1 protein-coding gene is annotated in these 530 nt (G+C 55.5%); it reads left to right on the plus strand.

What is annotated here, in order from left to right; all coding sequences use genetic code 11:
* Positions 1–117 precede the first annotated feature (117 nt).
* On the plus strand, positions 118–530 hold a 413-nt coding region (locus JIN78_RS16945; RefSeq protein WP_234038070.1), incomplete at its 3' end, for a CobW-like GTP-binding protein.

Here is a 530-nt window from a genome sequence, read left to right on the forward strand (position 1 = left end):
GGGATGGCAAGACCTTTCTTGATGAAAGATGAATTTTCTTCCGAGGGGAAGATAAAAGGGCGTTTTGTGCTGGTGGGAGGCTTTTTGGGGGCGGGAAAGACCACCCTCATTGGCCACATGGCACTGTGGATAAAAGCCGTGGGGCGCGAGGTGGCTCTGGTGACCAATGATCAGGGAGAGGGCCTCCTTGATACGGCTTCGGCCCGGGAAATCCTTCGGAAAAGTGAAGAATCTCGGCCTGAAACAAATAATAAAATAGACAGAAGAAATGAGAATATTACTTCGCTATCAAATCCTCATTCCTCTTTGCAGAATCAAGGCTCGCAGCCGGTGGCGGAGATCACGGGAGGCTGTTTTTGCTGTCGGTTGGAGGAGCTGGTGGGGGCCATTGAGGAGCTTTCCCGGGAGAGTCGTCCCGAGGTCATCGTGGCCGAGCCCGTGGGCAGTTGCACCGACCTGATGGCGACGGTGGTTCGCCCCTTGGAGCAGGTTTACGAGACTCCCCTGGCTCTCGCTCCCCTCTCGGTGGT

Origin of the sequence: Roseibacillus ishigakijimensis (genome assembly GCF_016595415.1) — a bacterium.
Classification (GTDB): Bacteria; Verrucomicrobiota; Verrucomicrobiia; order Verrucomicrobiales; family Akkermansiaceae; genus Roseibacillus; species Roseibacillus ishigakijimensis.